At 65.8% G+C, this 16,065-nt stretch carries 18 protein-coding genes and 1 pseudogene; 8 read left to right on the plus strand and 11 right to left on the minus strand.

What is annotated here, in order from left to right; translation table 11 throughout:
* Positions 1-49: 49 nt before the first annotated feature.
* Genes ACTIIH_RS13850 through ACTIIH_RS13860 form a run of 3 tightly spaced genes read right to left on the minus strand, consistent with a single transcriptional unit; the run spans position 50 to position 4,034 of the window.
* Positions 50-1,216, minus strand: coding sequence for a PrpF domain-containing protein (locus tag ACTIIH_RS13850; RefSeq protein WP_441452439.1), 1,167 nt, complete (start codon positions 1,214-1,216; stop codon positions 50-52).
* Between the two features lie 51 nt (positions 1,217-1,267).
* Complete coding sequence (locus tag ACTIIH_RS13855) at positions 1,268-2,548, minus strand: MFS transporter (RefSeq protein ID WP_441452441.1); 1,281 nt, start codon at positions 2,546-2,548, stop codon at positions 1,268-1,270.
* A gap of 28 nt (positions 2,549-2,576) precedes the next feature.
* Entirely contained in the window at positions 2,577-4,034 is a 1,458-nt protein-coding gene (locus tag ACTIIH_RS13860) for a benzaldehyde dehydrogenase (RefSeq protein WP_441452443.1), read from the minus strand.
* A gap of 184 nt (positions 4,035-4,218) precedes the next feature.
* Between ACTIIH_RS13860 and ACTIIH_RS13865 the strand changes: the two genes are divergently transcribed.
* A complete protein-coding gene (locus ACTIIH_RS13865) occupies positions 4,219-4,989 on the plus strand; it encodes an IclR family transcriptional regulator (protein ID WP_441452445.1) in 771 nt (256 codons plus the stop codon).
* A gap of 31 nt (positions 4,990-5,020) precedes the next feature.
* Here ACTIIH_RS13865 and ACTIIH_RS13870 read toward each other — a convergent pair whose 3' ends face one another.
* The 3 genes from ACTIIH_RS13870 to ACTIIH_RS13880 form a co-directional block, all read right to left on the minus strand.
* The gene (locus ACTIIH_RS13870) at positions 5,021-5,407 is read right to left on the minus strand and encodes a DUF1304 domain-containing protein (RefSeq protein ID WP_025777034.1); all 387 of its coding nucleotides are present in this window, start codon (positions 5,405-5,407) and stop codon (positions 5,021-5,023) included.
* Complete coding sequence (locus tag ACTIIH_RS13875) at positions 5,404-5,667, minus strand: DUF2277 domain-containing protein (RefSeq protein WP_441452446.1); 264 nt, start codon at positions 5,665-5,667, stop codon at positions 5,404-5,406. The genes ACTIIH_RS13870 and ACTIIH_RS13875 overlap by 4 nt, the downstream gene beginning before the upstream one ends.
* Before the next feature lie 273 nt (positions 5,668-5,940).
* On the minus strand, positions 5,941-6,519 hold the full coding sequence (locus ACTIIH_RS13880) for a dihydrofolate reductase family protein (protein ID WP_441452448.1): 579 nt from the start codon (positions 6,517-6,519) through the stop codon (positions 5,941-5,943).
* A 263-nt stretch (positions 6,520-6,782) separates the two neighbouring features.
* Between ACTIIH_RS13880 and ACTIIH_RS13885 the strand changes: the two genes are divergently transcribed.
* Positions 6,783-7,541 carry an SDR family NAD(P)-dependent oxidoreductase gene (locus tag ACTIIH_RS13885; RefSeq protein ID WP_441091675.1) on the plus strand — a complete coding sequence of 253 codons (759 nt, stop codon included), beginning with the start codon at positions 6,783-6,785 and terminating at the stop codon, positions 7,539-7,541.
* A gap of 42 nt (positions 7,542-7,583) precedes the next feature.
* Here the strand turns inward: ACTIIH_RS13885 and ACTIIH_RS13890 are convergent, their stop codons facing one another.
* The 5 genes and pseudogenes from ACTIIH_RS13890 to ACTIIH_RS13910 form a co-directional block, all read right to left on the minus strand.
* A complete protein-coding gene (locus ACTIIH_RS13890) occupies positions 7,584-8,012 on the minus strand; it encodes a VOC family protein (RefSeq protein WP_441452451.1) in 429 nt (142 codons plus the stop codon).
* Between the two features lie 18 nt (positions 8,013-8,030).
* Positions 8,031-8,159 (minus strand): hypothetical protein, encoded by a 129-nt coding sequence (locus ACTIIH_RS13895; RefSeq protein WP_441452453.1) that lies wholly within the window; start codon positions 8,157-8,159, stop codon positions 8,031-8,033.
* A 4-nt stretch (positions 8,160-8,163) separates the two neighbouring features.
* Entirely contained in the window at positions 8,164-8,697 is a 534-nt protein-coding gene (locus tag ACTIIH_RS13900) for an O-acetyl-ADP-ribose deacetylase (RefSeq protein WP_441091672.1), read from the minus strand.
* A 91-nt stretch (positions 8,698-8,788) separates the two neighbouring features.
* Positions 8,789-9,016 (minus strand): sulfurtransferase TusA family protein, encoded by a 228-nt coding sequence (locus tag ACTIIH_RS13905; RefSeq protein WP_441452467.1) that lies wholly within the window; start codon positions 9,014-9,016, stop codon positions 8,789-8,791.
* Positions 8,986-9,114, minus strand: a pseudogene (locus ACTIIH_RS13910) (YeeE/YedE thiosulfate transporter family protein); the annotation flags it as partial. The pseudogene ACTIIH_RS13910 and the gene ACTIIH_RS13905, both read right to left, overlap by 31 nt.
* A 115-nt stretch (positions 9,115-9,229) precedes the next feature.
* Between ACTIIH_RS13910 and ACTIIH_RS13915 the strand changes: the two are divergent.
* The 6 genes from ACTIIH_RS13915 to ACTIIH_RS13940 all read left to right on the plus strand — a co-directional run bounded on the left by ACTIIH_RS13915 (position 9,230) and on the right by ACTIIH_RS13940 (position 15,961).
* The gene (locus ACTIIH_RS13915; protein ID WP_441452455.1) at positions 9,230-10,414 is read left to right on the plus strand and encodes a 4-hydroxybenzoate 3-monooxygenase; all 1,185 of its coding nucleotides are present in this window, start codon (positions 9,230-9,232) and stop codon (positions 10,412-10,414) included.
* 62 nt (positions 10,415-10,476) lie between these two features.
* On the plus strand, positions 10,477-11,301 hold the full coding sequence (pcaH, locus tag ACTIIH_RS13920; RefSeq protein WP_441452457.1) for a protocatechuate 3,4-dioxygenase subunit beta: 825 nt from the start codon (positions 10,477-10,479) through the stop codon (positions 11,299-11,301).
* Entirely contained in the window at positions 11,294-11,878 is a 585-nt protein-coding gene (pcaG, locus tag ACTIIH_RS13925; protein ID WP_441452459.1) for a protocatechuate 3,4-dioxygenase subunit alpha, read from the plus strand. Before pcaH ends, pcaG begins: the two co-directional genes overlap by 8 nt.
* A 6-nt stretch (positions 11,879-11,884) precedes the next feature.
* The gene (locus ACTIIH_RS13930) at positions 11,885-13,255 is read left to right on the plus strand and encodes a lyase family protein (RefSeq protein WP_441452461.1); all 1,371 of its coding nucleotides are present in this window, start codon (positions 11,885-11,887) and stop codon (positions 13,253-13,255) included.
* Positions 13,256-13,299: 44 nt separating this feature from the next.
* Positions 13,300-14,637, plus strand: a complete 1,338-nt coding sequence (gene pcaDC / locus ACTIIH_RS13935; RefSeq protein ID WP_441452463.1) for a bifunctional 3-oxoadipate enol-lactonase/4-carboxymuconolactone decarboxylase PcaDC — start codon at positions 13,300-13,302, stop codon at positions 14,635-14,637.
* A gap of 106 nt (positions 14,638-14,743) precedes the next feature.
* On the plus strand, positions 14,744-15,961 hold the full coding sequence (locus ACTIIH_RS13940) for an MFS transporter (protein WP_441452465.1): 1,218 nt from the start codon (positions 14,744-14,746) through the stop codon (positions 15,959-15,961).
* Positions 15,962-16,065 lie beyond the last annotated feature (104 nt).

Genomic DNA, 16,065 nt, shown 5'->3' on the forward strand with positions numbered 1-16,065 from the left:
CGTGATCAGCGCGATCCTGACATGGCTCCGCCAATAAAGGAGACATGCCCTAGTCCCTGACGGCCACCTGCCCCCGCATGAGCACTCGTGCCGTGCGGAAGAGGGAGGTGGCCGTCACCGTGTCCGCGTCGAACACGGCACCGGCCGTGACCACGCCCGAGGGGGTAGCCAGCCGCACTTCCGGCCCGACTTCTTTGTCTTCGTCCCCGGTGTCGGATCCGGGCCGCGAGCGTCGAATGATGCGGTTGATGATCGTGTCCGGGATCTGCGCGGCCGCGGCCAGGCACATGGCTCCGGTTCCAGGCACGGCTTTGTGCGTCTGCCCCATGGAGATCATTCGCACGGGCAGGTCGGCCTCCTCGGCGGCCAGGGTCGTTCCGTCGAGCAGCCGGGTGGGTTGTGGGGCGGTGACCACGGCGACCTTCGGCACGACATCCGGTGCGTCCTCCGGCGACTCACACAGACCCATCCGCACAGCGGCGTTGCGGCGCAGCTGCTCGATCATGCCCATCGCATGCACGTTCGCGTCGATCTCCTCCGGCGATTCGGTGCCCTTGAGTCTGATCGCAGCACCCGGAGCGATGACGACCGGCAGAGTGGCGTCGACGAGGCTGACCTCGAATATCGCCCCACCTGCGGTGATGGACTCGGCTGCCTTTCCCGTCGGCAGGAGTCCGGCGGTGCGGCTGCCGGCCGGGTCGGGGTAGATGAGCTCGACCGGTGCGCCCGTTCCGCTGACTCCGGGTAGCTCCAGATCGCCCGCAACCTCGGCCTGCCCGTCGACGACGGGCAGGGTGACGTCGACGAGTTTCTGCGTGTTCGTATTGAACAGCCGAAAGACGTGCCATCCATCGGCGGCCGAGATCAGCCCGGCAGACAGGGCGAAGGGCACGACCCCGGACGACAGATTCCCGCAGTTGCCGGAGTAGTCGACGGCCGCTTCGGTGACGGAGACCTGACCGAACGTGTAGTCGAGGTCGACCCCGTCCCTCGCCGAGGCGGCCACCACGACGATCTTGGACAGAGAAGAGATTCCCCCGCCCATTCCGTCGAGCTGGCGGCCGAACGGATCGGGCGAGCCCATCGCCGAGGTGAAGAGCCGGTCCCAAACCGCCGTATCCCCGTCCGAGTTCAGCGACGGCAGCGCGGATTCGCCGAAGAACAGTCCCTTGCTTGTGCCGCCGCGAACGAACGTGGCATCGATCCACCGAGTCACGGACTCAGCGTAGCGAACCCCACTGACGTCACTGCACGGGTGCCGGCGGCCTCAGCGTACGGATCTCGGAACGATCGCCATGGCAACGAACCCGAGCACGGCGACGACGGCGAAGAGGTAGAAGCCCCACGGATAGGCGATGCCCGCGGTGACGAGGGCGCCGGTGATGAAGGGGCCGACGATGGCGCCGATCCGCCCGATTCCCGAAGCCATGCCCAGCGCGGTTCCGCGGGCCTGAGACGGGTAGATGGCCGAAACGAAGGCGTAGACGAGCACCTGGGCGGAGAAGACAAAGACTCCGGTGATGAACACGGCGATATTGAGCAGCACCTGGCTGGTCATCGGGATCGAGAGAGCGGCGAGGAAGATCGCGGCGAGGACGAACCACATGAGCACGATCTTCTTCGTCCCGTGTTTGTCTGCCAACCAGCCGGCCAGGACGAGTCCGACGACGGCGCCGATGTTCATGACGAAGAGCATGACCAGCGAATCAGAGACCTCGTAGCCGGCGTCGGCCATGATCTTCGGCAGCCAGGTGTTGAGTCCGTAGACGAGCAGCAGGCCCATGAAGCTTGCCGCCCACACGCCGATGGTCACCAGCGCGAGCTTGCCTGAGAAGAGTCCGGCCATTCCGGTCTTCACCTGTGCGTCGACAGTGCCGGCCGGATCGTCGGCGTCTGCGTCCACCGCCTGCACAGCGGCGGGGTTGCGCTTGAGTTCCTGAGCGATGAGGAAGACCTCGGACTCGGGCAGTTTCCAGATCAGAAGGGGAACCATGACGAGGCCCGCGATGCCGCCGGTGAGGAAGAGCAGGTGCCAGTTGTGGGAGTAGGCGACGGCGAGCAGGGAGATCGCCACCGCACCGGCGTGATAGCCGGTCATCGTCAGGGTCGTGGCCTTACCCGTCTTGCCGGACTTGTTGTACTCGCTGATGTAGGCGAGCGCACTGGGCATCACGGCACCGAGGAAGAGTCCGGCGATGAACCGGTAGATGGTGAACAGTGCGACGTTCGGCGCGAATGCGACGAGCAGGGTGAAGACGCTGAAGCCGATGACGCAGCCGATGATCGCCCACCGCCGCCCGATCCGGTCGACGACGGGGCCGACGGATACGGCGCCGAGGCCGACGCCGACGAGACTGAGGGTGGCCACCATCGTGGCCGCCTCGGGGGTGAATCCGAGGGCCCCGGTTGCCAGCAGCTCGGGGATGACCGCGCCGAGGACGACGAGGTCGAAGCCCTCCAAGGCGACGGCCAGCCAGCACAGGACTGCCGGCCAGCGCCCCGCCGAGGCGAAGCCGGTCGTGGATGCGGATGGGGAGGTTGTGGACATCGATGTCTCCGAGGTGGTGTGGCGTCGGTCAGAACGGGTACGGCGCGATGGACGAGCGCATCGTCACCCATTGGGTTTCGGTGAAGGCTTCGATATTCGCCTCGGCCCCTCCGAATCGGGATCCGTTGCCGGATTCCTTCATCCCGCCGAAGGGGACGTTGGCCTCGTCGGAGACGGTCTGTTCGTTGATGTGGACCTTCCCGGTTTCGACGAGGTCGGCCAGGTCCATGGCCATCCCCACATCGCCGAGGATGCCCAAGGACAGACCGTACTCGCTGGCGTTGACCATCTCGGCGGCTTCTTCGAGAGTGGAGAAGCGGGCCACCGGGGCGACGGGGCCGAAGATCTCCTGCGCCCAGGCGGGGTTCGAGGGGCTGAGATCTGTGAGCACTGTGGGCGGGACGAAGGCGCCTTCGCCCGGTCCCCCGGCGACAAGCGTCGCACCGTCGGCTGTGGCTTTGTCGAGGATGTCGCGGACGTGGGTGCGCTGTTTCTCGTCGATGATCGGTCCGATCGCGACCTCCTCGGTAGCGGGGTTGCCGACCGGCAGGTTGCGAGCGCGTTCGGCCAGCTGTTCGATGTACTCGTCATAGATGGAGTCGTGGACAAGGTGGCGGCCGGTGGTCATGCAGATCTGCCCCTGATGCATCCACGATCCGAAGGCCCCCGCCGAGGTGGCCGGACCGACCTCGGCACCGGGAAGAACGACGAGCGCATTGTTTCCACCGAGTTCGAGGTGGCAGCGTTTGAGGAGGCGACCGGCGGCTTCGCCGACCTTGCGTCCGGCCGCGGTGGATCCGGTGAAGGAGATGACGGAGACCTCGGGTGCGGCGACGACGGCTTCACCGGCGTCGAGGCCGCCGGGCAGGACCTGGAGCAGTCCTTCGGGCAGGCCCGCCTCGGCGAAGACCTTCGCGATCGCCACTCCGGCGCACACGGCGGTGCGGGGGTCCGGCTTGAGCAGGACCGCGTTGCCCAGGGCCAGGGCCGGGGCGACGGAGCGCATGGCGAGGATGAGGGGGAAGTTGAACGGGGCGATGACGGAGACGACTCCGGCGGGCACTCGGCGGGCGAAGGACCAGCGGGGTTCGTTGGAGGTGAGCACCTGCCCCTTCGGGTGGCTGGGCAGGGCGGATGCCTCGTAGCAGATGGCTTCGGCGGAGGAGATTTCGAGGGCGGCCTTGGGCGGGATGGAGCCGGCTTCGCGGATGATCCAGCCAGACAGCTCTTCGGCGTGTTCGGCCCACAGGGCTCCGGCGCGGCGCAGCGCTGCGGCCCGTTCGGCAGGAGTGGTCTTCGCCCATTCCTTCTGTGCAGCGGCGGCTCGCGTGGCGGCGGCGGTGACGTCGTCGGCGCTGGCGGCACCGAGGCGGCCGAGGGTCTCACCGGTGGCAGGTTCGATGACGTCGTAGGTCTCTCCGGAGCCGGTGGTCCAGGTGCCGGTGAAGATCTTCTCGTGCCAGTCGGTTCCCAGGAAATCAGTCATTGTCTGTCCTCACTTCTTTGTCGGGGCGGGTCATGTCTGTGGTTCCGTGCAACGAGCCGATCTGCGGGCACAGTCGACGAAGGACTGTGGTGCACCTCTCGTCAGAGTAGTGATGCGCACCACCCGAAGCCACAGTGATCCCATTCATTGAGAATTTTGCTTGAGAACCGCTAGAATCCGAGGCATGGCGAACTCTCCTTCCGGCGACTCGATGATCGATCGGCTCGTGCGCGTGCTCGCATCCTTCGACCCGGACCATCAGAGCCTGAGCGCCGAGGAGATCGCAGAGCGTGCCGAACTGCCGAAGTCGACGGCGTACCGACTCATCGGTGAGATGATGCGTCACGATCTGCTCCAACGCGACCCCAACGGCCGCATCCGGATCGGAGTCGGAATGTGGGAGCTGTCGAACCGCGCCTCGGATGCCGTCGATCTGGCTTCGGTGGCCAGACCGCACATGATGGGTGTGCACGAGTTCGTCGGTGAGAACACGCAGTTGGGCATCCTGCGGGAACGGGAGGTGCTCATCATCGAGCGCATGTCGGCGCCGAATGCAGTCATCCACCGGTCGAAGACCGCTGGTCGGCTGCCCGCTCATGCGTCGTCCTGCGGACTCGTGCTCTTGGCCTATGCGCCCAAACATGTGCGTGAGGCGTATCTGCGGGGGCCGCTGGCCGCGATCACGGAGAAGACGACGACGGATCCTGCCTCATTGCGCACAATGCTCACCTCGATCCGGTCTCACCATTTCGCCGAATTGTCCGGCCATATCGATGAGGGCACGACGGGCATCACGGTTCCGGTCTTCGACGCCGGCGGGGCGGCCATCGCCGGTCTCGGGGTCGTCATCGATTCGGAGCAGCGGAAAGGAGTGCCTGCGATCATGCGGGTCCTACGAACCGCCTCGGCGAGGATCACGCAAGATCTTGCGGCCGATCGTCGCTTCGCTGGCTGAGCAGGATCGCTGCGGCTCGGACCACGGCGACTCAGATCAACACTCCGACAATCAGGCAGAGAATTCCCAGCAGCGGCAGTGTTCCCTGCTTGAGCGCGGAGGCGAGCAGCTCGCGGCTGGAGAGCGCGAGCACGAGGGCCGCGGCGACCATCGATCCGGCCCCGACGAAGACGAGGGTGAGTCCGACTTCGGCAGCGCCTGTGCCGAAGACGATGAGTCCGATGACTACGGCGAGGGCGAGGAAGAGGTTGTAGAAGCCTTGGTTGAAGGCCAGGGACTTCGTCGTCTCGGCCTCGGCTTCGGTGGTGCCGAAGGTGGCGCGGGCACGTGGACTCGTCCAGGCGATGGATTCCAGGTAGAAGATGAAGACGTGCAGGGCGGCGGCTAGGCCGGCGAGGACAAGGCCGGCGATCGTCATGCGCGGGCTGCGAATCTCGCTCGTCGCTTCTCCGCTTCCTCCTCTCGGTTCTTCGGCGGCGCGTTCGTCACCAGCGCATCGAGGAGATGCTGAGTGGTGTGCGCGATCTCCTCGACAGCAGTAGCGAAAGCCTCAGCATTGGCCTGCGAGGGTTTCGTCGTGCCGGCGATCTTGCGCACGTACTGCAGGGCGGCGGCGCGGACTTCGTCGGAAGTGGCTGCGGGCTCGAAATTATGGAGGGTCCTGATGTTTCTGCACATGCTGAAACGGTACCCCGCAGCACTGACGCAGAACAGATATTCCGCCGATACACTGAGCCCACAATGGAGATCGGGAGAGAGATGACGCCAGCAGAGACCGCTCTGACACCGCAGCTGATCATGCACCACCGCTTCGTCATCGACGAGGTGCTCACGAAGATCTCGATCCTGCGCGAGGAGTCCGTCCACACGCGCAGCTAGAACCCGATCGAGCACATCTCCTGTCGAGTGAAATCGCCGCGGACCCTGCTGGCCTGCGGATCCTCAGGGACCTCAGTCGGCGGGAGGGCTGAGTCGCTTGGGTCGGTACGTCCGGCCGAAGCTGCGGGCGTTCGCCGTATCGATCGTCTCGAGCTCCCAGTCGACCCGCCGCCCGCCCGGAACGTCGAAGATCCGGGTTCCGTCGCCGAGGAAGACCGGCGCAACGTAGACCTGGAGTTCGTCGATGAGGTCGACCTCGAGTGCCTGCCGGGCGATATCGGCGCTGATGATCTGGATGTCGCGGTCTCCGGCGATCTGCTGGGCATGTTCGACCGCCTCGGTGATGGTGCAGTTCATCGCGGTCACCGAGGTGTCTCCCGCTAAATCCTCGGGACGATGAGTGAGGATGATCTCCGTCCCTGACCACGCACCGCCATACGCAGAGGAGGTCATCTCGTCGCGTTCTTCGGCTTGCGCCTTGGCCGCGGCGTAGCCGCGGCGGCCGGAGATGATGACGGCGACTTTGGAGGCCATGTCTTCGGTGGTGCCTTCGGCGTTGGGCTCGGAAGCCGATAGCCACGACATATCGTGATCCGGCCCGGCGATGAACCCGTCGATCGAGGCGGTGAATCCCCACGCCACTTTTCCCATCGCTCCCCCTCGAGCTGCGGTGATCGGCGTAGTTATTTCGGTTCCTGAATCTCTATTGCGTTTATAGACCTTTATACAGCTTATAAAGTTTATAGAGTTTATAGAACCACGCCGACGCGAATGCGTGAAGCTTTCCGCGTCGGCGACCATCCTTCCCAGCAAGTGACCGATCAGACGGAATTTCAGCACCGAGACCAGCGTTCCACCTGGTGAGGGCCACAACAGAGCGGCCCCGAAGATTTTCGAGAAAGAGAGTCATCACCATGGCAGATTTCACGAACAAGGTCGCACTCGTCACCGGAGGCGGATCCGGACTCGGAGAAGCGATCTCCAAGGACCTCGCAGCCAAGGGCGCGAAGGTCGTGCTCACCGACATCAATCTCGAGGCTGCCGAACGTGTCGCCGGCGAGATTGCTGAGGCAGGCGGCACCGCCTCGGCGTTTCAGCAGGACACGTCATCGAGGGAAGACTCGGAGAAGGCCGTCCAGTTCGCTGTCGACACCTATGGCGGACTCAACTTCGCCGTGAACAATGCCGGCATCGGCGGCAAGCAGGTCCCGGTCGGCGAAACCGACCTCGATTCGTGGGACAAGGTCATCGACGTCAACCTCAATGGCGTGCTCTACGGAATGCGCTTCCAGATCCCGGCGATGCTCAAGTCCGGCGCGAAGGACTCGGCGATCGTCAACATGGCTTCGGTCCACGGCACGGTCGCCGCCATCAACAACGGCGCCTACACCGCAGCCAAGCACGGCGTCGTCGGCATCACGAAGAATGCCGCCGCCGAGTACGGCACCGAAGGCTTGCGCATCAACGCAGTCGGCCCCGGCTACATCACGACTCCCCTGCTCGAATCGAGCCTGGACGCCGAGGTCATCGAGGGCCTCAAGGCCAAGCATCCCCTCGGCCGCCTCGGCACCCCGGAGGAGATCGCGAAGGTCGTGTCCTTCCTGCTCTCCGATGACGCGTCGTTCGTCACCGGCGCCTACTACCTCATCGACGGCGGCTACACCGCGGTCTGACATCCCCGCGCACTCATCGGGTGTTCAATGATTCGTGCCTGTTCAAGTTTCTTGAACAGGCACGTTTCGTTGAACGACTCGAGCCGAGTGGACGAAATCACAAGGTGATCGACCATGAGTACAACTCAGATCTCCCCGCAGCAGAAGCCCCTGCACGTGGTTCTTCGCACGAGAGCGGGATTCTTCCTCCTCATCGGAGTCCTCGGATTCCTCCTCGTCAAGATCGTCGGCCCCGTCCTGCAGACAGGTCCCGAATACGTCGTCGAGGCCATCATCTCCGGAATCCCGCTGCTCATCTCCGTCGGGTGCGCGGACGAAGAACCGCCGCACTCCCCATTCCTCGCGGTTGAGCGGGTGGACGATCTCGATGCCCTGCTCCTGGGCTTCGGCAAAAGGAGCGTCGACGTCGTCGACGAGCTCCGAAGCTGCGGGATTCGTCTGCCCGGTCTCATCCTCGCTGAGCACCTGCACGCTGGCGCCGGTACTTGGCTAGATGAAGCGTGCGACCCAGCCGAGATCGAGTTCCTCGCTGCTCAGCCCGAGGAAGCCCGCATAGAACTCCCGCGCGGCGTCGAGGTCGTCGACCGCGATGTACGGAATGACCCTGTTGACCTTCATGACATCACCACTGATCGTGGTCGAAGACCTGGCAGAACACGCTCGTCATCTGATCGCTGAAGAGAACGAACTGCACCTCGTCGATCGATTCCCAGCGCCCGCGCGATCGTCCGTCGACGATGACGGAGTGAGCCGCTTCGGCGACATCTCTGGGTGACCAGCCGTAGACTCCGCCGCCGATGGCGGGGAACGCGATCGAGGAGGCGCCGAGCTCCTCGGCGAGGTTGAGGCTCGACTCGAAGCAGGATTCGAGGATTTCAGGATCGGCCTCGCCTGCGGTCCGATTCGGGCCGACCGTGTGGATGACCCAGCGGGCAGGCAGCTCCCCCGCCGAGGTGGCCACGGCCTGGCCCGGCGGCAGACCGCGCACATGGGTGGTCTGCCTGACCTCGCGACAGGCTTCGAGCAGCGCGGGACCGGCCGCGCGGTGGATGGCTCCGTCGACCCCGCCGCCACCGAGCAAGGAGGAATTCGCGGCGTTGACGATCGCGTCGACGGCCACCTCGGTGATATCACCTTCGAGAACCGTGATCTTCATGTCTTGAGTCTAGACATCGACACTGACATTGCACATCGGCCGGCGCAGCTTTGCAGCTGCGCCGGCCGATGTGGTTGGTGTCTCCGGCGAGTCACGTCTTCTGAACGGTGATGGTCCAGCTGGCGACGGTGACCCGGTCGAAGTGGGTGACGGGGTAGCCGTTCTCGGCGGCCCCCTGCGGGATCGCCTCGGTGGCCTGGGTGCAGTCGAAGTTGATGACGAGTTCGTCACCGGCTTCCAGACCGGTCATCGCGTCCTTGGCTTCCACGAGGGGGAAGGGGCAGACCTGCCGACGATCATGAAGACCATCGACACCCAGCCCTGGTATTCGAACTGTGCGGTCGAGACCATCGCGTTGCCGACGGTGCAGCCGCCGGCAATGGCCGCGCCGACGCCCATGCCGATACCGCCGATGATCGGAGGCCACAGGAGTACCGTCACAACCGCCTCTCTTCCATTCAATGAGAATGTCATCGCTTCGTGTCCGTGACCGGGCGCACACTGTTCAGAAGAGACAGGCAAGGAGGCCAAGGTGGCACAACTTCAGACAGACGTCGCGATCGTCGGAGCCGGACCAGCGGGACTCATGCTCGCGCACCTGTTGCACAATGCGGGAATCGATTCCGTCGTCATCGACAATCGCAGCCGCGACGACATCGCCCACACCCACCGCGCCGGCATCCTCGAAGCAGGATCGGTGCGCATGCTCGAGGCCGCAGGCGTCGAATCCCGCGTCCACACGGACGGGCACCGCCACGACGGCATCGACATCCGAGTCGACGGCGCCTCGAACCACTTCGAATTCCCCGAACTCGTCGGCGAATCCGTCTGGCTCTACCCCCAGAACGAGATCTTCGTCGACCTCTCCGCCGCCCGCGAACGGACCGGCCGCCCCACCTATTTCTCGGTCACGGACACCCTCCTCGGCGATGTCGAAACCGACCGTCCATGGGTCACCGCCACCACTGAAGGCGGCGACGAACTGCACATCGACGCCCGCTACGTCGTCGGCGCCGACGGCTCCCGCGGACCATGCCGCTCGATGATCCCCGACGGCACCCGGCAGCGCTTCTTCCACGAGTACCCGTTCGTCTGGTTCGGCATCCTCTGCGAAGCCCCACCCAGCCACGAAGTCCTCATCTACTCCCGCTCCGAACGCGGCTTCGCACTCATCTCCCAGCGCTCCGATGACGTCCAGCGAATGTACTTCCAGGCCTCCCCCGACACCGACGTCACCGAATGGTCCGATGACCGCATCTGGTCCGAACTCCAGGCCCGCGTCGACGGCCCCGACGGCTTCGAACTCAAGACCGGGCCGATCTTCGACAAGACCGTGCTCCCCTTCCGCTCGGCCGTGACCGAGCCGATGCAGCACGGTTCGATGTTCCTCGCCGGCGACAGCGCCCACACGGTCCCGCCCACCGGCGCGAAGGGTCTCAACCTCGCCTTCGCCGACGTCGCGGTGCTCGCACCCGCTCTCATCACGGCGCTCAAGGACTCCGACGCCGAGGCGCTGGCCGGCTATTCGCAGACCGCGACCAAACGCGTCTGGAAGGCCCAGAACTTCTCGTACCAGATGACACGGATGCTCCACACCGACCCGACTCAGGATGCCTTCGAAACGAAGCGCAGCCTCGGCGAACTCCGGTCCATCCTCGAATCCGACCACGGTCGCCGCTACCTCGCCGAGTGCTACACCGGATGGCCGCACGGCTGAGCCGCACCCCCACCGACCCCACCACGATGTCAACCGACGAAGAGACGAAGAAAGGTTCGACGATGAGTCAGCACCAGTCCTCGGAGAACGATGATCAGACCGTGAAAGGCCCCGACGACGCCGCCGAATCCCAGGCGACGCTGTCAGCCGAGATCGACGGCATCGAAGCGCAGTATAAGCAGGACGTCGCCAGCGGCAAGAAGCCCGAGACTCAGCCGCGCCTGGACTACCGGCCCTACCGGTCATCGATCCTGCGCCACCCGACGAAGGACCCCCGCCACACCGACCCGGAAACGATCGAGCTCTTCTCCCCCGCCTTCGGGCACCGGGACATCGGCACCCTCGAATCCGACCTGACGATCCAGGCCGACGGCGAACCCATCGGCGAGCGCATCCGGGTGACCGGCCGGGTCCTCGACGGGGATGGCCGCCCCGTGCGGGGTCAGCTCGTCGAGATCTGGCAGGCGAACTCGGCCGGACGCTATATCCACAAACGCGACCAGCACCCGGCCCCGATCGACCCGAACTTCACCGGCGTCGGCCGCACCCTGACCGGCGACGACGGCTCCTACTCGTTCACGACGATCAAACCGGGCCCCTACCCGTGGAAGAACCACCACAACGCCTGGCGACCGGCCCACATCCACTTCTCGCTGTTCGGGTCCGAGTTCACGCAGCGGATGATCACCCAGATGTACTTCCCCGGGGACCCGCTCTTCGCCCTCGACCCGATCTACCAGTCGATCACCGACGAAAAGGCCCGAGACCGCCTCGTGGCGACCTATGACCACAACATCACCGAGCACGAATTCCTCATGGGATACAACTGGGACATCGTGCTCACCGGCGCCAACCGGACCCGGATGGAAGACGAGGACGATGACTGACACCCCCACGACCCCTGATCTGACTCCGACCCCGGGCCAGACCGTCGGCCCGTTCTACGGCTATGCGCTGCCGTTCGATCACGACAATGAGCTCGTCCCGCCCGGCTCGGCTCGCGCCGTGCAGCTGACCGGAACCGTCTATGACGGAGCCGGCGACCCGGTCCCCGATGCCATCCTCGAGATCTGGCAGCCCGATGAGCACGGCGTCGTCCCCCGCGAGACAGGCTCGCTTCGCCGCAACGGCTTCACCTTCACCGGCTTCGGCCGCGCCGCCGTCGACCCGGAAGGCGAGTTCAGCTTCTCCACGGTCAACCCCGGCCCTACCGAGGCGGGCAAGGCACCATTCATCAGCGTCGTCATCTTCGCTCGGGGTCTTCTCAACCGACTGTTCACCCGCATCTATCTGCCCGAGGACACCGCGGCCCTGGCCGCCGACCCGCTCCTGTCCTCCCTCGACCAGGACGACCGCGCCCGCCTCATCGCCGCTCGGGGGGCTGACGGATCGCTGCACTTCGACATACGGTTGCAGGGTGAGGAGGAAACCCCCTTCCTCCGTTTCCCCAGCCATGAGGACTGAAGCGATATGACCGACACCGCCCACACCCGGTTCCTCTTCGCCCCCGGCGATCTGCGCGGTTCCGAAACCATCGACGACGCCGCGTTCATCACCGCGATCGGCCAAGTCGAGACCGCGTGGATCGTCGCGCAGGGACGGGTGGGGCTGGTGTCGTCGGAGATCCGCGCCGAGGTGGCCGCCGCCATCGATGCCACGATCCGCGCGCTCGCGGACGATCACACCGAGCTCGAGTCTTTGGGCGAGGCCGCCGAATCCGGCGGCAACCCGCTCATCCCGTTCCTCGCGCTCGTCCGCTCCCGACTCTCCCCCGACGCCGCGCGATGCCTACACCGGGGGCTGACCAGCCAAGACGTCATCGATACAGCGATCGGTCTGCTCGTCTCCCGCGCCGTACGGCAGATGCAGGCCAGGCTCGAAGTCATCGGCGCCTCCCTCGTCGAACTCTCCGACGCTCATGCGAATACCCTGTGCCTGGCCCGCACGCTGACTCAGCCGGCGTTGCCGACGACCTTCGGCCTCAAAGCCGCGGCGTGGGCCGCCGAAGTCAACGAAGTCCAAGGCCAGGCACCCTACGTCGACTATGTGCAGGTCGGCGGGGCCGCCGGCACCCGTGCCGCGATCCATTGGTTCGCCGGCGAATCCACCGACTCCCTGCTGCGCGAGTTCCACATGCAGATGGTCGGCCCCGATGCGGCGCTCACCCAGATTCCCGTCCCCTGGCACACCGATCGCGTCCGCATCCTCTCCTGGGGCTCCCACCTGGCCCAATGCGTCACAGTCGGGGCCTCCATCGCCCGCGACGTCCTCATCGGCGTGCGCCCCGAGATCGGTGAGCTGTCCCTGACGTCGACCGGCGGATCCTCGACGATGCCGCACAAATCGAATCCCACCTCGGCGGTGCTGCTCCACCGCAACGGGATGCGCGTGCCTGGATCGCTGTCGACGCTGACCACGGCCGCCGCCGAAGCCATCGAAGAACGCTCCGACGGCGCTTGGCATGCCGAATGGCCGGCCTTGTCCGAGCTCATGACCCTGGCGATCTCCTCGCTGATCATCCTCGACGAGATGATCGCGGGCCTGCAGGTCAACCCCGAGGCCATGCGCGCGAACCTCGATGCCGCCTCCCCCGGGATCTACGGAGAGAAGCTCGGCATCGTCTTCGGCGACCGGATCGACAAAGACACCCGCGCAGCCATCATCGCCCCCGGCTCCGACCCCGTCGCCGCACTCCGTGCAGAGATCGGCGACGAGGATGGAATCGAGGAATTCTTCACCCCCGAGTCCTACCTCGGTGAGGCCGAGGACATCCGCCGCACCATCCTGGCGACCATCGACAGTTCCGGACCGCAGGAGATCGACCTGCCGCCCTTCGACTGAGACCCGCATTTCGACTTGAGAACCGACCGAAGAAAGTGACACCCATGGACCTCACCGCATCCGTTCTTGCCGCCCCCGCTTCCCCTGTCGCCGATGCCCGAGTGCTCGTCGTCCTGCCTTCGTTGGGCACCTCCGTGGCAGCCCTATGGCAGCAGGCCGCCACCGAACTGACCGCGCTCAGTCCGGAGACGACGGTCATCGGCATCGACCTGCCCGGTCACGGCCGTTCGGCACCGATCGATGTCCCCGCAGGGACGTCCATGGCTCCGCGGGTGACGATGTCCGACCTCGCCGAGGCGGTCCTTGCCACCCTCGATCGGGTCCTTCCCGATGTGGCCGCGGCCGGCGCTCCCGTCGATCTCGCCGGCGATTCGATCGGCGGAGCAACGGCCCTGCAGCTGGCACTCGACCACGGCGACCGCTTCGGCCGCATCGCTGTCTTCTGCACGGGAGCGAAGATCGGTGAGGCCTCGGCGTGGGAGGAACGCGCCCAGACGGTGGCGACCTCGGGCACCCCGACTCAAGTCATCGGTTCGGCACAGCGCTGGTTCGGGGAAGGGTTCATGGACCGGGAACCGGAGGCCTCGGCCGCGCTCCTGCATTCGCTGCAGGACGCCGACCGCTTCTCCTATGCCGCTCTCTGCTATGCGCTGGCCGACTTCGATGTCCGCGCGCGACTGCCCGAGATCACGCGTCCCCTGCTCGCAGTCGCGGGTTCACAGGATCAGCCGACTTCGGCGACGAAGCTCGCCGAGATCGCAAACGGGGTTCCCGGGGCGCTGCTCGAGGTCATCGACGGTGCCGCTCATCTCGTGCCGGCCGAGGCTCCGACTGTCACGGCTGGACTTCTCGCTGACTTCCTGCAGGGCAAGGGCCTCGGCGCAGGGGCCGGTGGCACCGGCGGTGCGGGCGCGACTGCCGCGAGCGATTCGCCGGCCGACCTGCCCACCGCCTCAGGTCCGCGAGAGGCCAGCCGCGATGAGGTCCGTGAAGCCGGAATGACCGCGCGACGGCAGGTGCTCTCCGATGCCCACGTCGACCGCGCGAATGCGAAGGTCGACGACTTCACGAGCGACTTCCAGGACCTCATCACCCGCTACGCGTGGGGCGAGATCTGGACCCGGCCCGGGCTCGAACGTCGCATGCGCTCGGCGATCACGCTCACGGCCATGATCGCCGGAGGCCACGAAGCGGAACTCGCGATGCACGTCAAGGCCGCGCTGCGCAACGGGCTCACCCGCGACGAGATCAAGGAGGTTCTCCTCCAGTCGGCGATCTACTGCTCCGTGCCGAGCGCGAACACCGCCTTCTCCGTCGCCTCTCGAGCCCTGGCCGAATACGAAGCCGAGGAAGCGAACGTCGAGCAAGCGAGCGCCGACTGAGGCTGTTCGAATCGTCACAATGCGTCCTCAGGACTACCGGGCAGCGCTGATGGACAATAGGCTGGTGCGGTTGCCTCCCCGATCCCGCCTGCCCTGAAGGAGCCCCATGAGTGATGCCCCGGTCTCTCGCGGAGTCTACAAATTCGCCGTCTTCGCCCTGGCGATCGGCGCCTTCGCCATCGGGGTGACCGAATTCGCGACCATGGGCCTGCTGCCGATGATCGCCGAGGAGCTGGGCATCACAGTCCCCCAGGCCGGGCATGCGGTGTCGGTCTATGCGATCGGCGTCGTCGTCGGCGCGCCGCTGATCACCACCATCGCAGCACACATGGATCGCAAGCTGCTTCTCTTGGGCCTGATGGGGCTCTTCGCTCTGGGCAACCTCGCCTCGATGCTCGCCCCGACGGCCGGGCTGTTCAACATCGCACGCTTCGTCTCCGGCCTGCCGCACGGAGCCTACCTGGGCATCGGAGCCGTCGTCGCCGCCTCCCTCGTCCCGGCCAACCGCCGCGGCCGGGCCATGTCACGAGTGATGCTCGGCCTGACGATCGCGAACATCTTCGGCGTGCCCTTCGCCGCGGCCCTGGGCAATCTGTTCGGGTGGCGCAGCGCCTATGCTCTCGTCGCCGCTCTCGGCGTGCTCACCGTCCTCATGGTCGGCATCGCCGTGCCGCGCGTCAGTGTCGGAGCCGGTGAGGTTCCCTCGGCCCGAGGCGAGATCAAGGCTCTCGGCCGCGTCCAGATCATCCTCACCCTCGTCGCGGGCTCCGTCGGCTTCGGCGGCATGTTCGCCGTCTACACCTACATCACCCCGACGATGACCGACGTCGCCGGCGTCCCCGGCGTCGCGATCCCCTGGGTGCTCGCCGTCTACGGCCTGGGCATGACCGCCGGATCGCTGATTGCAGGACCCCTGGTCGACAAGTCCATCGAGCGCTCGGCCACCGGCGGCATGATCCTCTCGGCCCTCGTGCTCGCCGCCTTCGGCGCCTTCACCCATATCGCCGCCGTTGCGATCATCGCCCTCTTCCTCATCGGCATCTCCGGATCCATGATCACCACGGCCCTGCAGATGCGTCTGTTCCGCGAATCCCATGACGCCCCGAGCCTGTCCGCGGCCATGAACCACGCCGCTTTCAACCTCGCCAATGCGCTCGGCGCGTGGCTCGGCGGAATCGTCATCACCGCCGGCCTCGGCTATCGTGCACCGGCTTGGGTGGGCGTGGGCCTGTGCCTGTCCGGGCTGGTCGTCATCTCCATCGCGATCTTCCTTCGCCGAGGCGGCTCCCCCGACCCGAGCACCCGCACCTCCGTCGAGACCTGAGTCTCGGCCGCGCCGAGAAACGGGTTGCGTGTCGAGAACCGCGTGTGCTCGGTATGTGTCAACTTGTTTGAGACAGTTCCGTTGGTTGGTTGATGGGTTTATTG

The organism is Brevibacterium sp., from assembly GCF_052105255.1.
Classification (GTDB): Bacteria; Actinomycetota; Actinomycetes; order Actinomycetales; family Brevibacteriaceae; genus Brevibacterium; species Brevibacterium linens_B.